General features: G+C 63.9%; 24 protein-coding genes. 9 read left to right on the forward strand and 15 right to left on the reverse strand.

Going from position 1 to position 24,172, the window contains the following annotated elements:
- The first annotated feature begins 52 nt into the window (after window positions 1-52).
- From JQ573_RS06960 to JQ573_RS06975, 4 genes are read left to right on the forward strand one after another with little or no spacing between them, the layout of a single operon-like run.
- The gene (locus JQ573_RS06960) at window positions 53-697 is read left to right on the forward strand and encodes a TetR/AcrR family transcriptional regulator (protein WP_212311115.1); all 645 of its coding nucleotides are present in this window, start codon (window positions 53-55) and stop codon (window positions 695-697) included.
- Complete coding sequence (locus JQ573_RS06965; protein ID WP_212311114.1) at window positions 694-2,382, forward strand: acyl-CoA dehydrogenase family protein; 1,689 nt, start codon at window positions 694-696, stop codon at window positions 2,380-2,382. The genes JQ573_RS06960 and JQ573_RS06965 overlap by 4 nt, the downstream gene beginning before the upstream one ends.
- Window positions 2,383-2,395: 13 nt before the next feature.
- Window positions 2,396-3,238: a class II aldolase/adducin family protein gene (locus JQ573_RS06970; RefSeq protein ID WP_212311113.1), complete on the forward strand. Its 843-nt coding sequence runs from the start codon at window positions 2,396-2,398 to the stop codon at window positions 3,236-3,238.
- Window positions 3,184-4,131, forward strand: a complete 948-nt coding sequence (locus tag JQ573_RS06975; RefSeq protein ID WP_249131243.1) for a Rossmann-like and DUF2520 domain-containing protein — start codon at window positions 3,184-3,186, stop codon at window positions 4,129-4,131. The genes JQ573_RS06970 and JQ573_RS06975 overlap by 55 nt, the downstream gene beginning before the upstream one ends.
- A 71-nt stretch (window positions 4,132-4,202) precedes the next feature.
- On the opposite strand, the gene hpnH is transcribed toward JQ573_RS06975, so the two are convergent.
- Window positions 4,203-5,363, reverse strand: coding sequence for an adenosyl-hopene transferase HpnH (gene hpnH / locus JQ573_RS06980; RefSeq protein ID WP_212311112.1), 1,161 nt, complete (start codon window positions 5,361-5,363; stop codon window positions 4,203-4,205).
- Between the two features lie 45 nt (window positions 5,364-5,408).
- Window positions 5,409-6,335 (reverse strand): 4-hydroxy-3-methylbut-2-enyl diphosphate reductase, encoded by a 927-nt coding sequence (ispH, locus tag JQ573_RS06985; protein ID WP_212311111.1) that lies wholly within the window; start codon window positions 6,333-6,335, stop codon window positions 5,409-5,411.
- Between the two features lie 455 nt (window positions 6,336-6,790).
- On the opposite strand from ispH, the gene JQ573_RS06990 reads away from it, so the two are divergent.
- Window positions 6,791-9,406, forward strand: a complete 2,616-nt coding sequence (locus JQ573_RS06990; protein ID WP_212311110.1) for an MMPL family transporter — start codon at window positions 6,791-6,793, stop codon at window positions 9,404-9,406.
- Window positions 9,407-9,525: 119 nt separating this feature from the next.
- Here the strand turns inward: JQ573_RS06990 and JQ573_RS06995 are convergent, their stop codons facing one another.
- Window positions 9,526-10,182, reverse strand: a complete 657-nt coding sequence (locus JQ573_RS06995) for a DUF2147 domain-containing protein (protein WP_212311109.1) — start codon at window positions 10,180-10,182, stop codon at window positions 9,526-9,528.
- Window positions 10,183-10,284: 102 nt separating this feature from the next.
- Between JQ573_RS06995 and hpnO the strand changes: the two genes are divergently transcribed.
- Window positions 10,285-11,676: an aspartate aminotransferase family protein gene (gene hpnO, locus JQ573_RS07000; protein ID WP_212311108.1), complete on the forward strand. Its 1,392-nt coding sequence runs from the start codon at window positions 10,285-10,287 to the stop codon at window positions 11,674-11,676.
- 101 nt (window positions 11,677-11,777) lie between these two features.
- Here the strand turns inward: hpnO and JQ573_RS07005 are convergent, their stop codons facing one another.
- The 4 genes from JQ573_RS07005 to JQ573_RS07020 form a co-directional block, all read right to left on the reverse strand.
- A complete protein-coding gene (locus JQ573_RS07005) occupies window positions 11,778-12,542 on the reverse strand; it encodes an anti-sigma factor (RefSeq protein ID WP_212311107.1) in 765 nt (254 codons plus the stop codon).
- Window positions 12,539-13,096, reverse strand: a complete 558-nt coding sequence (locus JQ573_RS07010; protein WP_212311681.1) for a sigma-70 family RNA polymerase sigma factor — start codon at window positions 13,094-13,096, stop codon at window positions 12,539-12,541. The genes JQ573_RS07005 and JQ573_RS07010 overlap by 4 nt, the downstream gene beginning before the upstream one ends.
- 94 nt (window positions 13,097-13,190) lie before the next feature.
- Complete coding sequence (locus JQ573_RS07015; protein ID WP_024579453.1) at window positions 13,191-13,514, reverse strand: cupredoxin family copper-binding protein; 324 nt, start codon at window positions 13,512-13,514, stop codon at window positions 13,191-13,193.
- Between the two features lie 12 nt (window positions 13,515-13,526).
- On the reverse strand, window positions 13,527-14,480 hold the full coding sequence (locus tag JQ573_RS07020; RefSeq protein WP_176532574.1) for a metallophosphoesterase: 954 nt from the start codon (window positions 14,478-14,480) through the stop codon (window positions 13,527-13,529).
- 250 nt (window positions 14,481-14,730) lie between these two features.
- Between JQ573_RS07020 and JQ573_RS07025 the strand changes: the two genes are divergently transcribed.
- Window positions 14,731-15,138, forward strand: a complete 408-nt coding sequence (locus JQ573_RS07025; protein ID WP_212311106.1) for a GFA family protein — start codon at window positions 14,731-14,733, stop codon at window positions 15,136-15,138.
- Between the two features lie 108 nt (window positions 15,139-15,246).
- Here the strand turns inward: JQ573_RS07025 and JQ573_RS07030 are convergent, their stop codons facing one another.
- The 3 genes from JQ573_RS07030 to JQ573_RS07040 all read right to left on the reverse strand — a co-directional run bounded on the left by JQ573_RS07030 (window position 15,247) and on the right by JQ573_RS07040 (window position 16,615).
- Complete coding sequence (locus JQ573_RS07030; protein WP_212311105.1) at window positions 15,247-15,504, reverse strand: hypothetical protein; 258 nt, start codon at window positions 15,502-15,504, stop codon at window positions 15,247-15,249.
- A gap of 122 nt (window positions 15,505-15,626) precedes the next feature.
- Window positions 15,627-16,055: a universal stress protein gene (locus JQ573_RS07035; RefSeq protein WP_212311104.1), complete on the reverse strand. Its 429-nt coding sequence runs from the start codon at window positions 16,053-16,055 to the stop codon at window positions 15,627-15,629.
- Between the two features lie 185 nt (window positions 16,056-16,240).
- Entirely contained in the window at window positions 16,241-16,615 is a 375-nt protein-coding gene (locus JQ573_RS07040) for a Spy/CpxP family protein refolding chaperone (RefSeq protein ID WP_249131244.1), read from the reverse strand.
- 397 nt (window positions 16,616-17,012) lie between these two features.
- Here JQ573_RS07040 and cax point away from each other — a divergent pair, with 397 nt between their 5' ends.
- The gene (cax, locus tag JQ573_RS07045) at window positions 17,013-18,116 is read left to right on the forward strand and encodes a calcium/proton exchanger (protein WP_212311103.1); all 1,104 of its coding nucleotides are present in this window, start codon (window positions 17,013-17,015) and stop codon (window positions 18,114-18,116) included.
- Between the two features lie 28 nt (window positions 18,117-18,144).
- Here the strand turns inward: cax and JQ573_RS07050 are convergent, their stop codons facing one another.
- The gene (locus tag JQ573_RS07050) at window positions 18,145-18,648 is read right to left on the reverse strand and encodes a hypothetical protein (RefSeq protein WP_212311102.1); all 504 of its coding nucleotides are present in this window, start codon (window positions 18,646-18,648) and stop codon (window positions 18,145-18,147) included.
- A gap of 411 nt (window positions 18,649-19,059) precedes the next feature.
- On the opposite strand from JQ573_RS07050, the gene JQ573_RS07055 reads away from it, so the two are divergent.
- Complete coding sequence (locus tag JQ573_RS07055; RefSeq protein WP_249131245.1) at window positions 19,060-19,365, forward strand: hypothetical protein; 306 nt, start codon at window positions 19,060-19,062, stop codon at window positions 19,363-19,365.
- A gap of 68 nt (window positions 19,366-19,433) precedes the next feature.
- Here JQ573_RS07055 and JQ573_RS07060 read toward each other — a convergent pair whose 3' ends face one another.
- The 4 genes from JQ573_RS07060 to JQ573_RS07075 all read right to left on the reverse strand — a co-directional run bounded on the left by JQ573_RS07060 (window position 19,434) and on the right by JQ573_RS07075 (window position 24,172).
- Window positions 19,434-20,354, reverse strand: a complete 921-nt coding sequence (locus tag JQ573_RS07060) for an alpha/beta fold hydrolase (RefSeq protein WP_249131246.1) — start codon at window positions 20,352-20,354, stop codon at window positions 19,434-19,436.
- The gene (locus JQ573_RS07065) at window positions 20,344-21,963 is read right to left on the reverse strand and encodes a GMC family oxidoreductase (protein ID WP_212311101.1); all 1,620 of its coding nucleotides are present in this window, start codon (window positions 21,961-21,963) and stop codon (window positions 20,344-20,346) included. Before JQ573_RS07065 ends, JQ573_RS07060 begins: the two co-directional genes overlap by 11 nt.
- A gap of 197 nt (window positions 21,964-22,160) precedes the next feature.
- On the reverse strand, window positions 22,161-23,468 hold the full coding sequence (locus JQ573_RS07070; RefSeq protein ID WP_212311100.1) for an MFS transporter: 1,308 nt from the start codon (window positions 23,466-23,468) through the stop codon (window positions 22,161-22,163).
- 254 nt (window positions 23,469-23,722) lie between these two features.
- A complete protein-coding gene (locus JQ573_RS07075) occupies window positions 23,723-24,172 on the reverse strand; it encodes a MaoC family dehydratase (protein WP_212311099.1) in 450 nt (149 codons plus the stop codon).

Here is a 24,172-nt window from a genome sequence, read left to right on the forward strand (position 1 = left end):
GCATTCGACCGAATATGAACTATGATCCTGAATTCATGAATTAAGGTTCACTATGGCAATCGCAGCAGTTCGCCTCAACCAACTGGTCGAGACCAAGGCCCGCATTCTGGATGCCGCGAGGGACGCCGTGGCGCTGAGTGGGTGGAAGGACGCCCAGATCGCCCTGATCGCCTCACGGGCCGGCGTGGCCACGGGCAGCGTGTATCGCTACTTCGACTCGAAGGCGGACCTGTACGCGCAGGTGCTCGCCCTGGTTTCCGAGCGCGAGGTGGCCGTTGTCGCCGCAATCGCCGAGGCGGAGGGATCCGCGTCCCAGTGTCTGGTGGACGCGATCTACACCTTCTCGGTCCGGGCGATGCGCGGCCGCCGTCTGGCCTATGCGTTGATCGCCGAACCCTGTGAACCCGAGATCGACGCGGCGCGCCTGAAATACCGGGCGGCCCTGGCCGACCAGATCGCAAGGCTGGTCCGGCGCGGCATCGCCAACGGCGAGTTCGTCGATATCGATGCGAATGTCGCGGCCTCCTGCGTGGCCGGCGCTTTCATGGAGGCGCTGGTTGGTCCGCTGGCGCCCGAAGCAGCCCCGGACTCCGACGCGGCAAAGGCGATCGCTCAGACGATCGCGGGGCTTTCCGCGCGCATGCTGTTTCGCCATCCCGCGCCTGAATTGACCCCTGTATCGAGAGTTTCCGCATGAATGCGCGCGTCCAGCCGGTTGCCGTCGCGGAAGCAAAAGCCAGTGCGTTCGCGACCCATGAAGTCCGCAATCAGGCGCGGCCAGCCGCAGACTTCAACGCGTTCGATGACGACCGCGCGTTGAGCGATCTGATCGCAAAGACCGCGCCGTGGGCAAGAGACAGGCTTTCCGCGCTCGGGGCCCATGCCGGCAGCGAAGCTGTGCAGGAGGCCGCGCGGCTTGCCAACGAGCACGAGCCGAAGCTCTTGACCCATGACCGGTATGGCAACCGCAATGATTGGGTCGAGTTTCATCCGGCATGGCATCAATTGATGGCGCTGGCGTTCCAGAGCGAGGTCCATAGCCTCGCCTGGTCGACGCGCGAGCCACAAGGCCATCTGGCGCGCGCGGCGCTGAGCTATCTCTGGAATCAGATCGAGAACGGCGTCGGTTGTCCAACCGGGATGGCGTACGCCGCAATCGCCGGGTTTTCCGGCAAGCCGCAATTCAGCCTGTGGCGGGAACGAACGCTGGCGGCGGACTACGATCCACGCCGGCTTCCGATCGAGGTCAAGCGTGCGGCGGTGATCGGCTATGCGATGACCGAGAAGCAGGGTGGCTCCGATCTGCGTGAGACCCAGACCACCGCGCGCTTCGTCGAGCGCGGCGCGCATGGCGAGATCTATGCGATCACCGGCCACAAATGGTTCTTCTCGGTGCCGGTCGCGGATGGATTCTACACGCTGGCGCGCACCCAATCCGGCGTCAGTTGCCTGTTCGTGCCGCGCCTGTTGCCGGATGGCAGCGCCAACCGCATCCACATTCAGCGCCTGAAGGACAAGTGCGGCAACCGTTCGAACGCGTCGAGCGAGATCGAGTATCACGATACGTGGTCGATCCTGGTTGGTGAGGAAGGCCGCGGCGTCGCGGAGATCCTTTCGCATGCTCATTTGACCCGGCTGGATTTCGCGGTCGGCTCTGCCGGGCTGATGCGGCAGGCGTTGAGCCTGGCACTGAACCACGCGCAAACGCGAACCGCGTTCGGCAAGCCGATGGCCGAGCTCCCGATGCAGCGCAACGTGCTTGCCGATCTCGCACTCGAGAGCGAGGCGGCGATGCTGGGCGCATTTCGCGTCGCGCGTGCGACCGACGGCCTGCAGACGAGCGACCATGAACGGCTGCTGGCGCGGGTCGCCACTCCCGTGGTGAAGTTCTGGAATTGCCAGCGTGCGCCGGCTTTCACCTATGAGTGCCTGCAGGTGCATGGCGGCAACGGCTTCATTATGGAGAATGCGATGGCGCGGCTCTACCGCGAGGCGCCGCTGAACTCGATCTGGGAAGGCACCTCCAACATGATGTGCATGGACGTGCTGCGCGCCATGCAACGGGATGCAAATTGCCGGGACGCGTTCGTCGACGAACTGCGTGCGAGCAGGGGCCTCAATGCGGTCTATGACCGGTACACGGACGATCTCGCGGATCGCTTGCTGGCACGATATCCGGACGACGGGTATGCACGGGCGCTCGTCACCCGCATGGCGCATGCGTTGCAGGCGGCCGAGATGTTGCGGCATGGCGATGCCACCGCGGCCGATCTCTTCGTGCAATCCAGATTTGGCGCCGACGGGATGCATGTGTTCGGCGCGCTTCCGTCGTCGGAAGGCCTCGGCAAGGTCGTCGAACGCGCCTCCGTCATCCGTCGATAAGGGTCCCAGTCATATGCGTCAGACCGAAGTTTGTGCCGTCAACGACGTCAGGGCGATCGTCGGAGAAGAGGAGTGGGCGATGCGGGTCGATCTCGCGGCGTGCTACCGCCTGGTCGCGCTCTATGGAATGACCGACCTGATCTACAACCACATCAGCGCGCAGGTCCCGGGGTATGACGATCGTTATCTGATCAATCCGTACGGCATGCTCTATGAGGAGATCACGGCGTCGAGCCTCGTCAAGATCGACATCGAGGGCCGGACCTTGCTGCAGCCCGACCACGGCTACAACGTCAACGTGGCCGGCTTCTATCTGCATGCCCCGATCCATCGCGCACGGCCCGACGTGAAATGCGTTCTGCATACCCACACCCGGGCCGGCACCGCGGTCAGCACGCTTGCCGAAGGGCTGCTGCCGCTGTCGCAGACGGCAATGCGGTTTCACGGGCGGATCGGCTATCACGACTTCGAGGGACCGGCGATCGATCGCGACGAATGCGACCGGGTCGTCGCCGATCTCGGCCGCAACAACGTGCTGGTGTTGCGCAATCATGGCCTTCTGGTCTGCGGCAACACCATTCCGCAGGCGTTCAATGCGATCTACTGGCTGGAGCAGGCTTGCCGGATCCAGGTCGATGCGCTCGGCTGCGGCCGGCCGCTGCATGCGCCGAGCGAACTGGCGATCGGCAACACGGTGACCTGCTTTGCCGGCACCGAGATCACGCTGGACAATGAGCGCGACACCAATCCGGTGCTGAATGAAGCGGCGCAAAATCTGCAAGCCGGCTACGGGCTGCTGGAATGGCCGGCGCTGCGGCGCAGGCTCGACCGCATCGACAGGAGCTATGCGCAATGAGCGCGTCGCGGGCGTTACGGATCGGCTTCATCGGCGCCGGCCGCGTGGCGCAGACGCTCGCGCCGGCGTTCGCCCGCGCGGGTCTGAACGTCGCAGCCTTCTACAACCGCGGTCCCGATGCCGCGCAGCGTCTCGGATCCCGCATCCCGTCGGCACGGCCGATGATCGACGCGCAGCAGGTCGTTGACTTCTGCGACATGGTTTTCCTCACCGTGAGCGACGACGCGATTCTGCCGGTCTGCAGCGATCTGCACTGGGAGCCGCGTCACCGCGTCGTCCATTGTAGCGGCGCGACCGAACTGGCCGCGCTCGACCATGCGCGGTCGGCGGGCGCCGCAACCGGCGGATTTCACCCGATGCAGATGTTTGCAAATCCTGACGTCGCGCTCGAGGGGCTGCGCGGATGCACTGTCGGCATCGAAGCTGAAGGCGACTTCCGGCGCGACCTCGAGCGGCTCGCCACCAGCATCGGCTGCGAGCCGCTGGCGCTGCCGGCCGGTGTGCGGGCGATCTATCATGCCTCGGCCTACTACGTCGGCCCGTTCCTGATCTCGCTGCTCAAGGAAGGCGTCGAGCTCTGGAAGAGCTTTGGCGCCAGCGAGGCCGACGCGCTGCGCGCCATGATGCCGCTGCTGCGGGGCACCGTCGCGGCCGTTCTCGACGGTGGCCTCGCCAACGGCATGGGTGGCTGCGTGGCGCGCGGCGACGTCGGAACGATCGTCAAGCACCTGCGGGCCCTGGACGAGCGCTTTCCCGCCTCGGGCGCGTTGTATCGCGAACTGGCGCTGCGCAATGTCCCGCTCGGGATCGAGCGTGGCACACTCAGCGCTCCGCGCGCAGCCGAGATCGAACAGCTGCTGTTGCGAGCCCGGCGAGAGCAGGCGGCATCCTGATCCAGGAAAAAAGGGCCCCGGTTCGCTGAACCGAGGCCCTTGTTCGTTCTGCAGTCCGCTCACATGGACCTTTACGCGGCGCTGGAAGCCTTCTGCTGCTGCTTGGCGGCGGCAGCCGCAGCCTCGTCGCGGCGGATATCCGAGAGCTTCTTCTCGACCTGCTCGGCGAAGATGTACTGTGCCGGACGCTGCTTCGACATGTCGATCTCCGGCGCCATCGGGCCAGTGGTCTTGATGCCGCGCAGCGCGACCCACATCGCCTTCAGCGGATTGTTGATCGCAGCGGTCGCCGCGGTGGGCTCGTAACCGCAATGGGCCATACAGTCGGCGCACTTCTCGTACTTGCCGGTGCCGTAGGTCTCCCAATCGGTGGTGTCCATCAGCTCCTTGAAGGTCTTGGCGTAGCCTTCACCGAGCAGATAGCAGGGCTTCTGCCAGCCGAAGATGTTGCGCGCCGGCATGCCCCAGGGCGTGCACTCGTATTCCTGGTTGCCGGCCAGGAAGTCGAGGAACAGGCCGGAATGCATGAAATTCCATTTCTTGCCCTTGCCGAGCGCAAAGACGTCGCGGAACAGCTTCTTGGTCTTGGTGCGGTTGAGGAAGTGCTCCTGGTCCGGCGCACGCTCATAGGCGTAACCCGGCGACATCGAGACGCCGACGCCGAGCTCGGTGGTGAAGTCGAGGAATTTGGCGATCTCCTCGGCCGGATGGCCGTCGAAGATCGTGGCGTTGACGTTGACCGTGAAGCCGCGCGCCTTCGCCGCCTTGATCGCGGAGACGGCGCGATCGAACACGCCCTTCTGCGACACCGCCTTGTCGTGATGGTCCTTCAGGCCGTCGAGATGCACCGAGAAGAACAAATAGGGCGACGGCTCGAACAGATCGAGCTTCTTCTCGAGCAACAGCGCATTGGTACACAGCGAGACGAACTTCTTGCGCGCCACGAGGCCGCGCACGATCTCGCCGATCTCCTTGTGGATCAGCGGCTCGCCGCCCGGGATCGCCACCATCGGTGCGCCGCATTCATCGGCCGCGTCCCAGCATTCCTGTGCGGTCATGCGGCGATTGAGGATCGCATCGGGATAATCGATCTTGCCGCAGCCAACGCAGGCAAGGTTGCAACGGAACAGGGGTTCCAGCATCAGCACGAGCGGATAGCGTTTGCGGCCAAGCAGCTTCTGCTTGATCAGATAACCGCCGATACGCATTTCCTTGAAGAACGGTATAGCCATTAGAGGATTTTCTTTCTGCACTTATCAAAGGGAAGTGGGTTCAGATCAGCCCGCAGTCAGTTCGGCCGGCAGCCGGAATTCGATATTCTCTTCGCGGCCCGGAACGACCGAGACCGACACCGGTCCGATGCGCCGCAGGGCCTCGATGACATCGTCGACCAAAACCTCAGGTGCCGATGCACCCGCCGTAATGCCGACGGCCTTCGCATCCTTCAGCCAATCCGGGTTGAGCTCGCTCCCATCGGCAATGAGATAACTCGCGACACCAACCTCGGTGCCGATCTCACGAAGCCTGTTCGAGTTGGAACTATTGGCGGCCCCCACCACCAAAATGACGTCCACCAGCTTACTCAGGTCCCTTACCGCAGATTGGCGGTTCTGTGTCGCATAGCAGATATCCCTGATGTCCGGGCCTTGAATATCTGTAAATTTTGCCTGAAGGGCCGCGATGATGTCCCTGGTGTCGTCCACCGACAGGGTGGTCTGGGTGATATAGGCGACCGGGGCGTCGGTCGGCAGCCGCAATTCCGACACATCCTGAACGCTCTGGACCAGCAGGACCGGCCCCGGAACCTGCCCCATGGTTCCCTCGACCTCGGGATGGCCGGCATGCCCGATCAGGATCAGGGCGCGGCCCCTCGAGATATAGCGCTTACCCTGGTTGTGGACCTTCGTGACGAGCGGGCAGGTGGCATTGAGCACGGGCAGGTCGCGGGCCTCCGCCTCCTCCTCGACGCTCCTGGCGACGCCATGGGCACTGAAGACGGTCACCGCCTTGGCCGGCACTTCCGACAGGTCCTCGACGAAGATCGCGCCCTTCTTCTTCAGGCTTTCGACCACGTATTTGTTGTGAACGATCTCGTGGCGGACATAGACCGGCGGGCCATACTTCTGCAGCGCGCGTTCGACGATTTCGATCGCGCGCACAACGCCCGCGCAAAAGCCGCGCGGCTGAGCAAGAAACACTTCCATAGGTCGTCCGTTACGCAAATTGCACCAATCTCATTCCATGCCCTGCGGCCATTTCGACAACGCACTCCGCCCGGTCGGACGCCGCAACTTCAGTTGCAATGTCCGCACCATCTCAGGTCCTGCACGCGTGATCCGCGCCCTCAAGGGCATGGAAATACAGGGATTTGTGGCAAAAAGGTAGCGCTTCGAGCGGATGAGTAGCCAGCCAAGTGGAAGGCTTGAGGTAATATAGTGTGGATTTTGGGTCCTGCGACCGTCCGTCTCCCTCACTTGTTCGTCACTTTATCGCCCACTCCTGCGGTCTATACCGGCGACTCGTGGCCGTTCCTGTGGTTTGGAACCTCCTCGCCATCTCGTCGGGGAAGATAACCAAAACAACATTAGATCGGTCCCGGGAACTCCGCTACAGAGCGGGCGTTTTCGGCCATGCTTCCCCGAGCTTAGAAAGAAACGAAGTGCTGACAAATATTGTCGTCTCCGTTGTTAGGACCTGTACGCGTTTTGCCCTTCCGGTTGTCATTCTCTCGGTGCTGCTGTCGATCGGCGCCGGCTTCTATACGGCTCGCAACTTCTCGATCAACACCGACATCAACAAGCTGATCTCGCCGGATCTGGATTGGCGCAAGCGCGACAACCAGTTCGAGGAAGCCTTTGACCGCGAGCGGCTGATCCTGGCTGTCGTCGAGGCCGCGACGCCCGAGCTGACCAGCTCGGCCGCGAAGGCGCTCACCGCGAAGCTGCAAGCCGACAAGAAGAACTTCGAGGCGATCACCGCGCTCGGCTCCGGCGAATTCTTCGAGAAGAACGGCTTGCTGTTCCTGCCGACCGAAGAGGTCGGCAAGGTCACGGGCCAGCTCGAATCGGCGGCGCCGCTGATCGAGATCATGGCCGGCGATCCTTCAATTCGCGGACTGACCGGTGCGCTCGAGACCGGCCTTGCCGGCGTCAAGCGCGGACAGGTCAAGCTCGACAACGCCGCTCCGCCCTTCAACCTGATCTCCGAGACCGTCGAGACCGTCCTCGCCAAGGGCAATGCGACCTTCTCCTGGCGTGAGCTCACCAGCGACAAGCCGCTGACCGATTCGGACAAGCGTGCCTTCATCGAGATCAAGCCGATCATCGACTATTCGGCGCTGGAGCCGGGCAAGGACGCAACCGATGCGATCCGGCAGGCGGCGGCCGACCTGAAATTCCCGACCGAGTATCACGCGCGCGTCCGCCTGACCGGACCCGTGCCGATCGCCAACGAGGAATACGCCACCGTGCAGGACGGCGCGATCCGCAACGGCATCGGCACCGTGGTGATCGTGCTGATCATCCTCTGGCTGGCGCTGCATTCCGGCAAGATCATCTTCGCGGTGTTCGTGAACCTGTTCATCGGTCTTGCCCTCACCACGGCGGTCGGTCTGATGATGGTCGGATCGCTGAACCTGCTTTCGATCGCCTTCGCGGTGCTGTTCGTTGGTCTCGGCGTCGACTTCGGCATCCAGTTCAGCGTCCGCTACCGCTCCGAGCGCTACAAGAACGACAATCTGACGCTGGCGCTGGAAAACGCCGCGCGCCGCTCGGCGGTGCCGCTGTCGCTCGCGGCGATGGCGACCGCCGCCGGCTTCCTGTGCTTCCTGCCGACCGACTACAAGGGCATCTCCGAACTCGGCAAGATCGCCGGCGCCGGCATGCTGGTGGCCTTCATCACCAGCATCACGGTGCTGCCGGCGCTGCTCGACCTGCTCAATCCGCCTGGAGAGAAGGAGCCGGTCGGCTACGCCTTCCTGGCGCCGCTCGATCACTTCCTCGAAAAGCATCGCGTCCCGATCATCGTCGGCACGATCCTGGTCACGGTCGCGGGCCTGCCGCTGCTGCACTACATGAAGTTCGATTTCAACCCGATCAATCTGCGCAACAAGCACGCGGAATCGATCGCGACCTTCCTCGACCTGAGAAACGATCCGAACACCGGCGCCAACGCCATCAACGTGATGACGCGCTCGGAGGCCGACGCCAAGAAGATCGAGGCCAAGCTCGAGAAGCTGCCGCAGGTGTCGCGCGTGATGTCGCTCGACAGCTTCGTGCCTGATGATCAGCCGGCCAAGCTGAAGCTGATCGCACAGGCCGCCAAGACGCTCGGCCCCGCGCTCAACCCCGACTCGGTCGATCCGGCGCCGTCGGATCAGGAGAATGTCGAGTCGCTGAAGAGCTCGGTCGACAACCTGCGCAGGACCGCGGGCGACGGCAAGGGGGCGGGCGCGGTTGCCGCGCGCCGGCTCGCCGACGCCCTGCAGAAGCTGGCCGATTCGAACCAGTCGATCCGCGACAAGGCACAGGACGTCTTCGTCGCGCCGATGAAGATCGTGTTCGATCAGCTCCGCAACACGCTGCAGGCCCAGACCGTCACGCTGCAGAACCTGCCGCCGGAACTGGTCGAGAGCTGGAGGACCAAGGACGGCCTGATGCGTGTCGAGGTCGAGCCGAAGGGCGATCCGAACGACAACGACAATCTGCGCCGCTTTGCCGACGCCGTGCTCGCCGCCGAGCCGACCGCGATCGGCGGGCCGGTCTCGATCCTGAAGTCGGGCGATGTCATCGTGAATGCGTTCATCCACGCCGGCATTCTGGCGCTGGTCACGATCGGCCTGTTGCTGTGGCTGACGCTGCGCCGCGTCGTCGACGTGCTGATGACGCTGGTGCCGCTCCTGGTCGCCGGCATCGTCACGCTGGAGATTTGCGTGCTGATCGGGCTGCCGCTCAACTTCGCCAACATCGTCGCGCTGCCGCTGCTGCTCGGCGTCGGCGTCGCGTTCAAGATCTACTATGTCACGGCATGGCGGCAGGGCAGGACGAACCTGCTGCAGTCGAGCCTGACGCGTGCGATCTTTTTCAGCGCGCTGACCACGGCGACCGCGTTCGGCAGCCTGTGGCTGTCCAGCCATCCCGGCACTGCGAGCATGGGCAAGCTGCTTGCGCTCTCGCTCGTCACCACGCTCGCGGCGGTGTTGCTGTTCCAGCCGGCGCTGATGGGCAAGCCGCGCGAGGCCCTCAAGGAAGAGGATATCGCCAACGACGTCACCTGACGCGTGGGCGATCAGGCTTGGCGGCGAGGTGCCGCCGAGCCCTAAATTCAGGCACGCATCAATGTCACGAACCAGCCGGCATGCGCGCGACCGCGTGCGGCGTCGCCAGCTGGCCTTTGTCAATGCGTCGGTCGCGCGATGTCTGGCAGCAGGCAAATATCACCCACGACGTCAGCAGACGCATTGGCGTTGCCTGGGGCAGTGGTTGCCTGCTTTTGCCCCGGCTTGGTGGCAGGCGCCACGACGCCGGTGGTCTTCTGCGGCGCTGCCGATTTGGGCAGGGCACCCTTCGCTGCCGGGCTGCCCGCGGCAGGCGGGTTGCCGGCGGCGCTGACGGGGATCGGCGGACCGACGCGGGTCCAGGTCTCGCCGCCACAGAGGAAGCCGAGCACGCAGCCCTGGATCTCGAGCTGATCGGTGCCGACGGGCTTGATGGTCGAGCTGTAGAGCTGGCCGTCCTTCGCGTTGTAGACTTGGCCTTCCCACGCGTCGGCGCCGGCCTTCTTCTTCATGTCGATCAGGATCGGCATGCCGAGCGTCGGCCTGCTTTGCTTCGCCGGATCAGGATTGTTCTTATCCTTGCCGCCGGGGGTTTTTTCCCAGGACACCGCACCCCACATGTTGCCATTACACTGGGCGACGCGGATGGTGGCGACACCATCTGCGACCTTCCAGTCGCCGGTCGGGTCCGCTGCAAGTGCCGGTGATAATACGGTGGCCAAAAATAAACCTGAAAAGGCTATTGTACGCGCGAAAGTTCTTGGGCAGTGCAACATGGTCCAAACCTGTGCTTAACTAGACGATCCGAGCGGGGGTCAAAACGCCGCTAGCGAGCGTTTTAAGTTGACGAGATGGCCATCAACCGACGTATGTAACGAATGGTAAGTTCCAATTTAGACGTTTCCGAGATTTTTGTGGAGCGCGAGGGGCAGCGCGGTGCCATGCACACGCGTCACCTCAACGAGCAGCTCGTTCGCGTCCTCAAGACCATCGGCTATGACGTCGGCTTCCAGAAGGGGCAAGGCCAATACCTCTTCGATCGTCAGGGGGCTCGTTACCTCGATCTATTGAGTGGATTTGGCGTTTTTGCGATTGGTCGCAATCATCCGGACCTGCGCAAGGCGCTGAAGAGCGTGCTCGACGCCGATCTGCCCAATCTGGTGCAGCTCGACGTCTCGACGCTCGCCGGCGTGCTCGCGGAACGGCTTCTGGAATATGTCCCATATCTGGACAAGGTGTTTTTCGCCAATTCCGGTGCCGAAACCGTCGAAGCGGCGATCAAGTTCGCGCGCGGCGCGACCGGTCGCCCCGGCATCGTCTATTGCGGGCATTCGTTCCACGGCCTGTCCTACGGCGCGCTGTCGCTGACCGATGATACGAATTTCCGCAGCGGCTTCGAGCCGCTGCTGCCGGGTTGCACCGCGATCCCCTTCAACGACCTCGAGGCGCTCGAAAAAGCGCTGTCGTCGCGCCAGGTCGGCGCCTTCATCGTCGAGCCGATCCAGGGCAAGGGCGTCAATATGCCCACCGACGAGTTCCTGCCCGGCGCGCTGGCGCTGTGCCGCAAATACGGCACGCTGTTCATCGCCGACGAGATCCAGACCGGCATCGGCCGCACCGGCAAGTTCCTCGCGATCGAGCACTGGGGCATCGAGCCCGACATGGTGCTGCTGGCGAAGGCGCTGTCCGGCGGCCACGTGCCGATCGGCGCGCTGCTGACGCGCAAGAGCATCTTCGACAAGATCTTCAACCAGATGGATCGCGCCGTCGTGCATGGCTCGACCTTCGCCAAGAACGATCTGGCGATGGCCGCCGGCATCGCCACGCTCGATGTCATCAAGGCAGAGAAGCTCGTCGAGAACGCCGCCAAGCGCGGCGCCGAGCTCCGCCTTGCGCTGACGCGCATGGTGCCCGGCTATGAGCTGATGAAGGAAGTCCGCGGCAAGGGCTTGATGATCGGCGTCGAGTTCGGTCCGCCGAAATCGCTGCGGCTCAAGGCGTCGTGGAATCTACTGGAGACCGCCAATAAGGGCCTGTTCTGTCAGCTGATCACGGTGCCGCTGTTCAAGGATCACAAGATCCTGACCCAGGTCGCCGGCCACGGCCTCCACACCATCAAGCTGTTGCCGCCGCTCGTGATCACCGAAGAGGATTGCAGCTGGATCGAGAAGTCGTTTGACGAGGTGATCGCCGGCAGCCACAAGGTGCCCGGCGCGATCTGGTCGCTCGGCAAGACGCTGGTCGACAATGCGGTGCGCAAGTCGGCGTAGGCCCGAACCTGTAGCCCGGATGCAGCGAAGCGAAATCCGGGGTTCTCGACACTTGCAAGACTGACCCGGATTGCGCTTCGCTGCATCCGGGCTACGAGTCCTCACCCCTCCTTGTTCGCACGCATCGCGCCCTCGAATTTGTCGCCGAACTCCGTCAGCTCATCGGCGCCGAGATCGCTGACCGCCCAGTAATTCAGGCCGCGGTCGCTCCAGCGCCGGATGTTGAAGCCCTGCAAGGTCGAGATCTGCGCCGACTTCCGTTCGGTGCTCGCGGTCTGCGCCACGAACAGGTTGATGACGTGCTGGCGGCGCTTGTAGACCACGGCGCCGATCTCGCGGGCGTTGACGTAGTCGAGCCGGCCGCCGATCAGGGTAAAGCCCTGCGCGGTGAGATCGATCACCGGCGGCGAGACGTCGAGCTTGCCGTTGAACCAGGGCTTGACCGTATGCTGATCGGTCGAGACCACGTCGATGAGGTGGCCGGCCTGCAGCGAGCGCAGATGCGCCGACACCACCTCGTTCTCGATGCGCTGCTCGTCGTCATTGCGCAGCACGATCGCGACGAGGCCGGTCGCGGCCATCGCCGACACCGCAGAGCCCATCGCGAAGCCGCGCAGCACCGAGCGCCGGGTCGGCGCCGCCTGCGGTTGCGGCAACGCCTTCTCGATCTTGCGGCGCAGCTCGAGTGGTGCCTTGTAGCGCACGTCGCTCTCGGCGATCGCCTGGCGGATCTCCTGATACTCCTTCATCAGGGCGGCGCAATGCGCGCAACCCTCGATATGGGCTTCCACTTCGCGCGCATGGCCGGCATCGAGTTCGCCGTCGATCAGCGCGTGGACCAGCACTTCGGCTTCCTCGCAATTCATTTCACTTGCTCCTGTTCCGCGAGCCAGGCCGATCGCAGCATGGCGCGGGCGCGTGCGAGGCGGGACATCACGGTGCCGACAGGCACGGCGGCGACATCGGCGATCTCGCGGTAAGAAAGATTCTGGATTTCCCTGAGCACAAAGGTCTCGCGGAACGGCTCGGCGAGCGCCGCGACCAGCTTGCGCACGGTGTCGCCGTCGAAGCGACGCAGCAGCTGCTTTTCCGGTGTCTCCGGGGCCTCGTTCCACAGCGGGGTCTGATCGCCGCCTTCGGGCAGCTCCTCGACCGCGGTGGGGGCGGTCTTGCGGCGTGCATATTCGGCGCGGCAGACATTGCGCAGGATCGCAAACAGCCACGGCTTCATCGCAGGTCCACGGTAGCTGTCGAAATGCTTGTAGGCGCGCAGATAGCATTCCTGCACCGCATCCTCGGCGTCGGCGGCATCGCGCAGCAGGTAGCGTGCCAGGGTAAAGGCGTCGTCAAGGTATGGCAGCGCGGCTTCGCGGAAGCGCCGCGCCTTTTCGGGATCGTCTTGCGACGCTTTGACAACCATCGTGTCCTGCCCGGCATCTCGAGAGACGGCTTGTGCCCGGCCGGGGGCGGAGGGCCACCGGCCGGGCATCGCTGTGATTGTATGGGTGGTCACGTTACCCAACCTTGATACTGCCTGTCATGTGCGGATGCAGCGAGCAGAAATACTTGTACTCGCCGGGCTCCGTGAAGGTGAACGAGAAGGTGCCGTCGGTATCCATGGTCTTGGAGCGGAATTTTCCCGCACACACCACGGTGTGCGGGATGTCGTCGCGGTTGGTCCAGGTCACGGTGGTGCCGACCTTCACGTCGAGCGGGTTCGGCGCGAACGAGAAGTTGTCGATGTGGACCGCGACGTCTTCGGCGCGGGCCGCCGTGACAGGAAGCAGCATGGTCGCGACCACGGCTATACCGAAGTCGCGTCGATTGATCGAACTCATCGGTCTCGTCCCTCAGCCCTGCAGCGGCGTGTCGATGATCGCCAGCGGCTGGCTGTTCTGCTTGAAGTTGATGCTGGCGACGCCGAGCATGCTGCGCAGCTTGGCATCCTCAACCTTCATCGGGCCGGGGGAGGGGGCGGCACCGGGCGCCGGCTGCGGGAAGGCCGTCGAACGCGCGGTGTGGAAGGTGACGTTGCCCTCGACCTTCTGCATCACCTGGTGGATGTGGCCGTTGAGCACGGTGACCGAGCCGAAGCCCTTGACGTATTCCAGCGCGCGGGCGCCGTCCTCGGTGCCCCAGCCCCATTGCGGATAGACCGTCCACAGCGGGATGTGGGCGAACAGCACGATCGGCGTCGACTTCGAGCGGCCCTTGAGGTCGTTCTCGAGCCATTCCAGCTGCTCGTTGCCGAGATTGCCGAGGCCGCCGCCCTTGAGGTCGACGACGTTGACGAGGCCGACGAAATGCACGCCGCCGGCGTCGAAGGAGTAGTAGCCTGGACCCTTGGTGCCCTTGCCGTAGCGTTCCTTGTAGAGCTTGACCTCCTCGTCGATGAAGTCGTGCTCGCCCGGCACGTAATGCACGTCGAGCTTGGCCTGCGAGATGATGCGATCGGCGTCATCGAATTCGGACGCCTTCGACAGATGCGTGATGTCGCCGGTGTGGATCATGAACGACGGCTTGACCTGCATCGCCCGGACCTTGTTGATGGCCTCCTCAAGTGTGCCGATGGCGTTCGGGTTGGCCGGCTTGTCGAAGCCGACATGGCTGTCGCTGATCTGCATGAAGGTCATGCCGGTGGTCGCTTCGGCTGCGGCCGCCGAGCCGACGATGCCGAGCGAATGCGGCACGCCGCCGGTAACCGTCCAGAGTACGCCGGTGCCGGCCCAGGTCATGCATTCCAGCACCTTGCGTCGGCTGACGCCCTTCTCTTCATCGTGGTGGTCGTGATCGTGTCCGCTCATAGCAAGTCTCCCGTTGGGCCCAGGGATTGGGTTTCCGGGAAGGTGATCGGCGGGCCTAAGGGTTTATTCCCGGGGCTTTGGAGGGGTTGAGGGCCGGGATGACGATTTCGTGAGAGCCGGAAAGCCGGCCGCGACATCAGCAGGCATACGGCCGGCGCGACAGGTGGACGCAAGGGCAAGATGCGCCATTGAAAGTTTGAGGTCTGCAACGCTATCGACCCGGCAAACCACTGATCGGTCGGAGGAAAACATGGCTGGCGTCACCGGCGGCTGTCACTGCGGCGAGATTCGTTACGAGGTAACCGGGGAACCGGTCGTCCATGCGCTGTGTCACTGCACCGATTGCCGGCGCCATGCCGGCGCGCCGATGGTCGGCTGGGTGATGGTCGCTGAAGGCATGGTCAAGGTGACCAAGGGGCAGCCCAGCATCTACCGGTCCTCCGAGCATGGCCGGCGGCACTTTTGCGCGAACTGCGGCACCGGGCTTTTCTACACCAATGGCAACATGTTGCCCGGCTTGATCGACATTCAGAGCGGCACCTATGACGATCCCGATGCGGTGCCGGCCACGATGCATATCCAGGTCGCGGAGCGGTTGCGCTGGATGGAAGCGGCGCATGAGCTGCCGACCGTCGAGCGCTTTCCATCGCCGGAATGACGGGCGGCCGACTGATGCAGCGGCGCTGATGCGCGCCGCAACATGGCGATGCCCCGCAACATAGATGAACAACCGCAACAAAGCTGTCTTGCAGCCGTCAGCAGAATGTCAGCGCTCCTGCATAAGAATGGCGGACTTCACTCGCCACACCGGGAGATCTTCATGAGCGACCACGCAGGCGTTGAGCATCACCACAAGGCCGCCGAGCATCACGAACACGCGGCGCGTCATCACCGCGAAGCCGCCAAGCACCACGAAGCCGGCGATCATCACAAGGCGGCGCATCACGCGCACAGCGCCCATGGTCACGCCAGCCATGCCCAGCATCACCACACCGAGGCGAGCCGGCATCACGCCGAGCACCACGGCAACAACTAATAATAGCTTCAGTACTGCGTGAGTGGCTTCCGCCGTCCCCGCAAGGGGACGGCGTTTTCTTTTGGCTGGCGCTGCGCGCTGACGCTCTCATTCGTCGAGCGTCCGATCATTCACGGACAAACCAGCACGGGGGTTTTCGCCTGCGCCAGCACCTTGTTTGTCACACTGCCGATCAGAAGCACGGAGAGTCCACTGCGTCCATGCGACGACATGACGATGAGATCGCAACCCCTGTCCGCGGTCGCCGCGATGATCGCTTGATGGGGTTGCCCGTTCTCCGCCAGCAGGGTCTCGCAGGGAACGCCGGCTTGCCTGGCCGCCTTCGCCGCCTCGTTCAACGTGTTGGTGGCCTGCTCTTTCCGCATCTCAGCATAGTTGGCGACCGTATCGCGGAAATGGCCCGTCAGTTCTGAAAAAGGCTCCACGACGAAAATCACGGATACCTTCGCTCCGAGGGATTTCGCGAGCGCCATCCCTTGGGCGATACCATGCTTCGCTAGTTCCGACCCATCCGTCGGAATGAGAATATGCCGGTACATGCTTCAACTCCCGTGGTGCTTCAGGAATTCGCAAGCGAAGAGCGACACAGGACGGAGGACGGATTTTGAAGGTCGTCTGAACGAGGCAGCAAGAACGTCACGTCGTGGCCGGAACGCTTGAGAAACCTCGGCAAGGCAGACCCGGGCTGCAGAATGTCGTCCGGATAGCGCCGCACCATCCAGCCCTATTCGTCCTCGTCTTCCGGTTCGCCGTGATGCTCGATCGCATTTCGCATGCCGCGCATGACGGCGAACGACACGAAGGCCATCCTTCGTTTCTGATCATCACTCAATGTCTTGTACAGCGGCTCCCAGGCATCGGAGAGCTTCTTGAGGTCGGTCCCACGCTGAATCAGCCGGTCCGCTCTGCGTTGCATCATCTCGACCGGATTGCCGTCATGAAGGCCGTCCATCGGGCCGTTCTCGTGCATTTCGGCAAGCCGCGCCAACCGAGCCTGCCGGTTCTGCGCTCTCGTGCGGATCGCCTCCTCGATGGCCGGCCAGTATTTCTCCTGATCGGGCGTTAGCTGCAAGGCGGCCTTGACGATGCCGACACGCATGTCGGTCAGGCTCTTGAGGTCGGCGGCGCTGGGGGACGCGGCGCCGACAGTCGGGGATGTCTCCGCTGCGAAGGCAAGAGACGAGGTTGTCATCAAAAGTGCAATCGCTACGGCGGCTGCGTTCCTCGTCATTGCGAACTCCTGAGCTGCTGTCGTGGATGTCCGCGAGAAGAAACACACGGACTGATCTGGCGCGAGTTGATCTAGGTCAAAGCGGCGAGGAGCCGGAGATAGGGACGCGATTCTGACCGTTCCGAAGACAGCCCGGGGACTTCGGGCAGGCCGCCATGGTGCAAGCAGGCCTGCGAGACGGTGGAGAGGGATTGAGCTAGATCAAGATCGAGCAGCCCATGGTGATCAGAAATTGCTGCCCAACTCGTTTCGGCCGGGCGGTACCATGCACCTTCTGCTCAAGGAAATTCGACATAATCCGCTGCTTTGGATGCTGATCTTCGTGCCGATCGTGCTCGTGGTCGAGACGGCAGCTCCGTCCGCCCACACAGCCCTGTTCGTGCTCGCTGTCCTGGCCATCGTGCCATTGGCTGCCCTTCTCAGTCACGCGACGGAGAGCGTCGCGGAGAAAACGGGCGATGCGGTCGGAGGCTTGCTCAACGCAACCTTGGGAAATCTGACCGAGCTGATCATCGCGATCGCAGCGTTACATGCCGGAGAATACATGCTGGTCAAGGCATCGATCGCTGGTGCCATTGTCACCAACTCGCTCTTCATGCTTGGCGCATCATTCCTGCTCGGTGGGCTCCGCCATCACGTTCAGGAGTACAATCGGGCCGGCGGGAGGATGTACGCGGCGTTGCTGCTGATGGCCACGATTGCGCTGCTTGCCCCCTCTGCCGTCGCCGATCTTGATCCAGCACGTGGCGAAGCCATGGCGCTGACACTCAGCACGGGCCTCGCTGTGCTGCTGATCTGCGCCTATGGCCTCGGCTTGCTGTTCTCGCTCAAGACACACAAGGAGTTGTTCGCAAGCGAGGAGCATGGCGAGGCCGGTGGCGCCGGCTGGCCGATCGGGCTTGCGTTGGGCACACTTCTCGCCGTCACCGTGCTGGTTGCGTTGGTCAGCGAAATATTCGTGAGTTCGGTGCAGAAAGCAGGCGAGACGCTGGGACTGAGCCCGGCGTTCGTCGGTTTCATCATCGTCGCGCTGGTCGGTGCCGCAGCGGAAATGGCGGTGGCATTCTCCGCTGCGCGCAAGAACCGGCTCGACATGAGCGTCAGCATCGCGCTCGGAAGCGCTTCGCAGATCGCCCTGTTCGTCGCGCCGGCGCTGGTTCTTCTAAGTTACGTCATCGGTCCGAAGCCGATGGACTTGCAGTTCTGGCCTGGCGCCGTGACGATGGTCATGATCGCTTCCGTGACGTCCTGCTTCATCACCAACAGCGGACGGTCGGCATGGTTCATTGGCGCCTTGCTCGTCCTGATCTATGCGATTTTTGCCATGACGCTGTACATGGTGCCGCCGGGATCGCACGCCCCGGTTTGACCATCCGTCCAACGACTGCCCAGCCGGATCAGTATTGATACTGCTGTTGGGGGCAGATCATTTGACCGTATTGATTGTAATAGCAGCCTTGGTTGCCGTAGTAGCCATAGCTGCCATAGTACGCGCCAGCCGCGGCCGCGGCGCCGGCCGCCGCAGCGCCATAGCCCCAACCGGGTCGATAGTAGCCTCCGCCATAACCGGGATAGCCGGCGACCGGACGGCCAGGCCGTCCTGCAATCGGTCGGCCGGGATAGCCCGGGCGCCCGGCGATCGGACGGCCCGGACGACCCGCGATCGGGTGTGAGGGACGCGGGCGGCCGGCAGCGCGATATCCTCCGCCATGAATCCTTCCGGCATGCATCCTTCCGGCGCCGGCATGCATGCCGCCGCCACGCATCCCGCCGCCATGAAAGCCGCCACCGCCGCCGCGGAAGCCGCCGCCTCCTCCGCGGCGGGCATAGGCGTCATCAGGAACCAGGCAGACAGCACCGAGAAGCAAAACTGCCACAGCGGTGAGGATACAACGAAGCATGGCGTGTCCCTCCCTAGCGGACGATGTTGCGAACCCTGAAACTGCGTCGCTCGGGGGGCGCAGGGTTGATGTAGATCAACGGAACGCAATCGCGTTCAAGATGCCGGGTTCCGCGGGCGCTTTCGCGTAAGTGCGACAGGCGCCTGCTTTCAAATCTCCTCAGGCACAATCTGCACTTTGCTGTCGAAGCGGCCCTGCCTAGAATGCGGGACGTGGGAGGTTCCGCGACTTGTCGTGTCACCTCTCAGTCAGGCGACAGCCCCATCCATTGCCGAGCTTCACCAACGTTTTTTCGCCTGCTGCCGTGCGCAGCCGGAATTATTGAACCAACCTTGATCCGAGGGGTTCTGCAGCGGCAGAACCCTGCAATTGGCAGCGGCGATGATGAGGACGGGTTCGGAGACATCAGCCTTGCAGGCGACATTCTGCCGGGCTCTCTCCAATCTCCATCGCCTTGGCCGTGTTCATGCACAGTTGGCATCGCGTCAGGGAGAGAAAGACGTGCGGAAAGCGGATGTAACGTGCGCGTGCTGTGGCGCGGGTTTCCGGCGGTTGGAGCTATGGTCCGAACCCGGCGCCAAGGGTGAGTATCACTGTCCGGTCTGCGACTATTTGCTTGAAGCATTTGATGGCACCAACCTGATCGTCTATCGGCTGACGATCCAGCCGGTGCGCGCACCGGTTTACTCGGTGAGGCAATTCGACGACCGACGATGACGTGACGATCGGTTGCCATCGGCGCGCTCGAGGCAAAGCGGACCCAAACTTGCCGATGAGCAGGCGTTCTAAGCCGCGCGCTTGGCGAACGTTCGGAGCGCCGCGACCATCAACTCCGGCGCCTCCTGCGCGACGCAGTGCCCGACATTGTCGAACGTCCACCGGCTGGCGTGCGGGATCAGGGCCGCGGCGCGGCCGGCCATCTCCTTGTAGATCGGCCATGACTGTTCGGCCGTGGCGATGCAGACCGGGCAGGCGATCTCGGAGAACCACGGGAATGGATTGCCGCGGGCATCGCCGGTATAGATCTGCTCCATGGCCTGGAAGATCGGCCCAAGCAGCGCCGACTCGATCTCGGGCGTGCAGCGCAGCAGCATGCGGCCGTCGTCGAGCCGCGCAAAGCCGTGATGGACGTAGGCCCACAGCGACGGCTCGGTCCACGGCGCGAACGCCGGAGCCTCGCGCAGCCGCCGGAACAGATCGTCGGCATTGTCGAATTCGGCGCGGCGGCGCAGCACGCCCTGCACCGATCCGCGCGCGATGTCGCTCAGGCCGCCGGTTCGCGGCGCGTGCGGATCCATCGCGGTCGGCTCCGTCACGAACAGCCGCGCGAAACGATCCGGCATCAGTTTCGTGGCGAGCATCAGGTCGGTCGCGCCGGCGCTGTGGCCGATGCCGTAGATATCATGGAGATCGAGGCGTTCGACCACCATGCAGATATCGTCGGCGAAATCCAGGAACTGATAGCGATCGGCCGCCGGCTTGTGGCTCAGGCCATGGCCGCGGCGGTCGAGCGCATAGACGGTGTAGTCGGCGGCGAGCGCTTCGGCGACCTCAGTCCACACTTCGGCGACAAAGCCGGTGCCGTGCAGCAGCAGCGCCGGCGGCTTGCCGGAGGCCGGCTCGCCCCATCGTGCCAGCGCGATCTGCGCGCCGGCATCGCCAACGAGAATGCGCTTGCCGGAGTTCATCGTCGCTCTATCGCGCATCCTGCAGGATCATCGCCGCGGCCTTCTCGGCGATCATCGCGGTCGGCGTGTTGGTGTTGCCCGACGTGATGGTCGGCATCACGGAGGCATCCGCGATCCGCAGGCCGTGGAGGCCGTAGAAGCGCAGGCGTTCGTCGACGACAGCCATCGGATCGTTGGCCGTTCCCATCTTCGCGGTGCCGACGGGGTGGAAGATCGTGGTGCCGATGTCGCCGGCGGCCTTGGCGAGCGGGGCGTCGTCATCGCCGACCGAGGGGCCGGGCAGGAACTCCTCGGGACGATATTTCTCCAGCGCCTTCTGCTTCATCAGTCTGCGCGTGGTGCGGATCGCGTCGGCCGCGACCTGGCGGTCGTCCTCGGTCGACAGGTAATTCGGCGCGATCGACGGCTTGTCGTCGGGCGCGGTCGAGCGGATCCGCACCGTGCCACGCGAGGTCGGCTGCAGATTGCAGGCGCTCACCGTGATCGCGGGGAAGCGATGCAGCGGGTCGCCGAACTTGTCGAGCGACAGCGGCTGCACATGGAACTGGATGTTGGCGCGCGAGCGCGTCGCATCCGAGCGCGTGAAGATGCCGAGCTGCGACGGCGCCATGGTCAGCGGCCCGCGGCGGCGGAACGCGTAGTCGAGGCCCATCAGGCCGCGGCGCACCAGGTTGTAGTAGGTCTCGTTCAGCGTGCGGACGCCCGATACCTTGTAGATCGCGCGCTGCTGCAAATGGTCCTGCAGATTGTGGCCGATGCCCTGCACGTCAGCCACGATGTCGATGCCGAGCGGCGACAGCCATTCGGACGGGCCGATGCCGGAACGATGCAGCACCTGCGTGGTGCCGATCGAGCCGGCGCAGAGAATCACCTCGCCCTTGGCGCGGGCCTCCACGGTCTCACTGCCCTGACGGAACTCAACGCCGGCGGCGCGGCCGCTCTCGATGATCAGGCGGTCGACCAGCACGTCGGTCTCGAGCCGCAAGTTGCTGCGGTTCAGCACCGGCTTGAGGAAGCCGCGCGCCGACGACCAGCGCCGCCCGCGCTTCTGGTTGACGTGGAAGTAGCTGGTGCCCTCATTGTCGCCGGTGTTGAAGTCGGGGATGCGCTTGATGCCCATCTCCTCGGCGGCATCGCCGACTGCATCGAGGACCTGCCACGACAGCCGCGGCGCCTCGATGCGCCAGCCGCCGCCGACGCCGTGATGCTCGCTTTCGCCGAGAAAGTGATCTTCCAGCCGCTTGAACGCCGGCAGCACGTCGCTGTAGCTCCACCCGGTGAGGCCGAGCTGGCGCCAGTGATCGTAGTCCGCGGCCTGGCCGCGCATCGAGATCATGGCGTTGATCGCCGACGAGCCCCCGATCACCTTGCCGCGCGGATAGGCGAGCGCGCGGCCGTTCAGGCCGGGCTCGGCCTCCGTCTTGAACATCCAGTCCGAGCGCGGATTGCCGATCGCGAAGAGGTAGCCGACCGGGATGTGAAACCAGATCCAGTTGTCCTTGCCGCCGGCTTCGAGCAGCAACACGCGCTTCTTCGGATCGGCCGACAGGCGGTTGGCCATGATGCAGCCCGCCGTGCCTGCGCCGACGATAATGTAGTCGTAATCACCCTCGAGCCTTCGCGGCATGTCCTCGTTCCCGGCAAGCGTCTTTTGTTGACGTCCTTCTATAGCGTTTTCGAGCGAAGTGGAGCCCGGTTCGCGTGAAGAAAACGCGTCAATACAAGAAAATAGAACTCGGTTCTGACAGAGTCAGAATCGAGTTCTATCCAGACGCAGCCGGTCGAGACAAGCCCGCGCGACGGTACCGGGCGTGCGCTGGATGATCAGGGACGGCTGGGTTCGGCGAGTGTGACCTCGGGTCCGGGCCGCGGCACACAGAGGATCAGCGTCAGCATACCGATCGCGAGCAGCGCGCCGACGAGGGCGAGCGGTGCGTAGATGCTCCCGGTTGCGACATTCATCCAGCCGATCAGGGCAGGGCAGACCGCGCCGCCGAACGAGCCGATCGCGCTGATCAGCGCGATACCGCCCGCCGCGGCGCTGCCTTCCAGCATCGCGTTGGGAATGGTCCAAAACAGGGAGAGAATCGCGAAGATGCCGACCGATGCGATGGCGAGCAGCGTCACGGTCAAGAGGATGCTGCCCTGCGCGGCCTGCAAGGCGATGAAGCACGCCGCCGCGACGAGGCCACAAGCGACCACGTGCCAGCGCCGTTCCCGTGTGCGATCGGAACTGTAGCCGATCGCGACCATGCCGAGCGCCGACGCCACGGAGATTGCGCCGCTCAGCCAGCCGATCTCGGTGGTGGTTGCCACGCCGACGCGCTTGAGCAGCGTCGGCGTCCACAACAGGATGGTGTTGAGCGAGCAGAAGAACGCGAAATAGATGAAGGACAACAGATAGACGCGCGGCTCGCGCAGCGCCGCCGCGAAGCTGCTTGTCGTGTTCGGGGCGGCGGCGCGATCGCGGGCGAGATCGCTTGCCACCTGCCGTCGCTCGTCGGCGCTGAGCCAGTTCGCGGCATGTGGCCCGTCGGCGAGATAAAGATACGCGGCGATGCCGAGTAGCAGGGCTGGAACGCCTTCGAGGATGAACAGCCACTGCCAGCCGTGCAGGCCATGGACGCCCTGCATGTGATCCATGATCAGGCCCGACAGCGGCCCCGCGATGACGCCGCCGAGCGGCACCGCCATCACGAACAGGCTGGTCATGCGGCCGCGCACGCGATCCGGAAACCAAAGCGTCAGGTAGTACAGGATGCCGGGGAAGAAGCCGCCCTCGGCGGCGCCGAGCAGGAAGCGCAGCAGATAGAGGTGATACTGGTTCTGCACCAGCGCGAGCAGCACGGTCACAGCGCCCCACAGCACCATGATGCGCAGCAGGGTCTTGCGGACGCCGATCCTGACCAGCAGCAGATTGCTCGGCACTTCGAGCGCGACATAGCCGACCGAGAAGATGCCGGCGGCAAGCCCGAACACCGCATCGTCGATGTTGAGGTCGTGCAGGAACTGCAGCTTGGCAAAGCCGATATTGAAGCGATCGATGATCGCCACCGTGTAGCACGCCAGCAGGAACGGGATCAGGCGCCAGGCGATCCGTCCATAGAGCCGCGATTGGGCCGCATCCTGCATGAAAGTCTCCTCAGTGATTATTTTGATTGTTCGTTAGTGCTGCGACGGCAGTGCGCTCCCTCGCCCCGTTCTTACGGGGGCGAGACGAGCGAAGCTCGCTCTTAGAGGGTTGGGGTGAGGGGCTGTCTCCGCGTAATGCGGCGTTAGCTGGGGCCGCGGAGGCTCCCCCTCACCCGGAACGCATCTGATGCGTTCCGGCCTCTCCCCGTGCGGGGCGAGGTGAAGCGGAGCCCGCCGCGCGCCCGATCGTCCCGCTAGCCCGCCTTCGCGCTGGGAAACTCCAGCATCGCTTCGCCGGCGGCGACCGTCTCGCCGCGCTGGTTCTGCACGGCGACGTCGATCAGCACCCAGCGCGATTTGGCGGTCGTCTGCTTGGCCTTGATGGTGCCGGCGGGGCGGATCGTGTCGCCGGGTTTCACCGGCTTCAGCCAACGCGTCTCGAGCCTTCGATGGATCGCGCCGGCGGGCAGGGCCCAGTCGGTCAGCATGCGCGAGATCAGGCCGAAATTGTTCATGCCATGCATGATGATGCCGCCGAAATTGGTCTTGCCGAAATCGCCCTTCATGTAGTTGTCGTCGAGATGCAGCGGGTTGTAGTCGAGCGATGCATCGCAGAACAGGCGGATCGATTCGCGCGAGACCGCGAAGGCGGGGCCGTCGATGGTGTCGCCGGCCTTGAGAGCATCGAAATTCGCTGTGGTCAT

The sequence above is a fragment of the Bradyrhizobium sp. AUGA SZCCT0105 genome, assembly GCF_018129565.1.
Lineage (GTDB): Bacteria > Pseudomonadota > Alphaproteobacteria > Rhizobiales > Xanthobacteraceae > Bradyrhizobium.

What these genes read in the sequence shown, in the direction of transcription:
- JQ573_RS06960 (WP_212311115.1), top strand. Translation starts at nt 53, where the DNA reads ATGGCAATCGCAGCAGTTCGCCTCAACCAACTGGTCGAGACCAAGGCC.
- JQ573_RS06965 (WP_212311114.1), top strand. Translation starts at nt 694, where the DNA reads ATGAATGCGCGCGTCCAGCCGGTTGCCGTCGCGGAAGCAAAAGCCAGT.
- JQ573_RS06970 (WP_212311113.1), top strand. Translation starts at nt 2,396, where the DNA reads ATGCGTCAGACCGAAGTTTGTGCCGTCAACGACGTCAGGGCGATCGTC.
- JQ573_RS06975 (WP_249131243.1), top strand. Translation starts at nt 3,184, where the DNA reads ATGGCCGGCGCTGCGGCGCAGGCTCGACCGCATCGACAGGAGCTATGC.
- hpnH (WP_212311112.1), bottom strand. Translation starts at nt 5,363, where the DNA reads ATGGCTATACCGTTCTTCAAGGAAATGCGTATCGGCGGTTATCTGATC.
- ispH (WP_212311111.1), bottom strand. Translation starts at nt 6,335, where the DNA reads ATGGAAGTGTTTCTTGCTCAGCCGCGCGGCTTTTGCGCGGGCGTTGTG.
- JQ573_RS06995 (WP_212311109.1), bottom strand. Translation starts at nt 10,182, where the DNA reads ATGTTGCACTGCCCAAGAACTTTCGCGCGTACAATAGCCTTTTCAGGT.
- hpnO (WP_212311108.1), top strand. Translation starts at nt 10,285, where the DNA reads ATGGTAAGTTCCAATTTAGACGTTTCCGAGATTTTTGTGGAGCGCGAG.
- JQ573_RS07005 (WP_212311107.1), bottom strand. Translation starts at nt 12,542, where the DNA reads ATGAATTGCGAGGAAGCCGAAGTGCTGGTCCACGCGCTGATCGACGGC.
- JQ573_RS07010 (WP_212311681.1), bottom strand. Translation starts at nt 13,096, where the DNA reads ATGGTTGTCAAAGCGTCGCAAGACGATCCCGAAAAGGCGCGGCGCTTC.
- JQ573_RS07015 (WP_024579453.1), bottom strand. Translation starts at nt 13,514, where the DNA reads ATGAGTTCGATCAATCGACGCGACTTCGGTATAGCCGTGGTCGCGACC.
- JQ573_RS07020 (WP_176532574.1), bottom strand. Translation starts at nt 14,480, where the DNA reads ATGAGCGGACACGATCACGACCACCACGATGAAGAGAAGGGCGTCAGC.
- JQ573_RS07025 (WP_212311106.1), top strand. Translation starts at nt 14,731, where the DNA reads ATGGCTGGCGTCACCGGCGGCTGTCACTGCGGCGAGATTCGTTACGAG.
- JQ573_RS07035 (WP_212311104.1), bottom strand. Translation starts at nt 16,055, where the DNA reads ATGTACCGGCATATTCTCATTCCGACGGATGGGTCGGAACTAGCGAAG.
- JQ573_RS07040 (WP_249131244.1), bottom strand. Translation starts at nt 16,615, where the DNA reads ATGCGTGTCGGCATCGTCAAGGCCGCCTTGCAGCTAACGCCCGATCAG.
- cax (WP_212311103.1), top strand. Translation starts at nt 17,013, where the DNA reads ATGCACCTTCTGCTCAAGGAAATTCGACATAATCCGCTGCTTTGGATG.
- JQ573_RS07050 (WP_212311102.1), bottom strand. Translation starts at nt 18,648, where the DNA reads ATGCTTCGTTGTATCCTCACCGCTGTGGCAGTTTTGCTTCTCGGTGCT.
- JQ573_RS07060 (WP_249131246.1), bottom strand. Translation starts at nt 20,354, where the DNA reads ATGCGCGATAGAGCGACGATGAACTCCGGCAAGCGCATTCTCGTTGGC.
- JQ573_RS07065 (WP_212311101.1), bottom strand. Translation starts at nt 21,963, where the DNA reads ATGCCGCGAAGGCTCGAGGGTGATTACGACTACATTATCGTCGGCGCA.
- JQ573_RS07070 (WP_212311100.1), bottom strand. Translation starts at nt 23,468, where the DNA reads ATGCAGGATGCGGCCCAATCGCGGCTCTATGGACGGATCGCCTGGCGC.
- JQ573_RS07075 (WP_212311099.1), bottom strand. Translation starts at nt 24,172, where the DNA reads ATGACCACAGCGAATTTCGATGCTCTCAAGGCCGGCGACACCATCGAC.